The sequence below is a fragment of the Oleiphilus sp. HI0132 genome (assembly GCF_001635845.1).
On sequence record NZ_LWGJ01000719.1, the window covers coordinates 1 to 609 of the forward strand.

General features: G+C 47.8%; 1 protein-coding gene. It reads left to right on the forward strand.

Annotated elements, in window-relative coordinates; all coding sequences use genetic code 11:
* A partial coding sequence (gene istA / locus A3766_RS08555) for an IS21 family transposase (protein ID WP_156508793.1) occupies window positions 1-609 on the forward strand: 609 nt, incomplete at both ends.

Below are 609 nucleotides of genomic sequence, written 5' to 3' on the forward strand. Positions count from 1 at the left end.
TAGTCGAGCTTTCTTCCTGCGAGCTTATTACAAACAAACGCACGAGATGCTGTTTGATGCACACAATCATGCATTTCGGGTCTTTGGTGGCGTGCCTGAACGCGGCATCTACGACAACATGAAGACTGCTGTGGATAAGGTACGATCAGGTAAACAGCGCGATGTTAATCGCCGATTCCAAACGCTAGTCAGTCATTATCTGTTTGAAGCTGAGTTCTGTAATCCAGCTGCAGGTTGGGAGAACGGCCAAGTCGAGAAAAAGGTGCGAGATGCTCGGCATCAGTTATGTCATACCGCTCCCAAGTTCAAGACTCTCGAAGAACTTAATGCTTGGCTTGAACGCCAATGTATTGAACTGTGGCACCGCCAAAAACACCCAGAACAATCCAATCTAACGGTTGCTGAATGCTGGCGACAAGAACGGCCATGTTTAATGCCTGTCCCAGCGCCATTCGATGGCTATGTAGAAGAGACTAAGCGAGTCTCTTCTACATGCTTAATTACGTTCGAGCGTAACCGCTATAGTGTCCCGGCAAGCTTTGCTAACCAGCATGTGAGTCTTCATGTTTATGCAGCTGAAATCGTTATCGTTGCCGAAGGCAAGGAGAT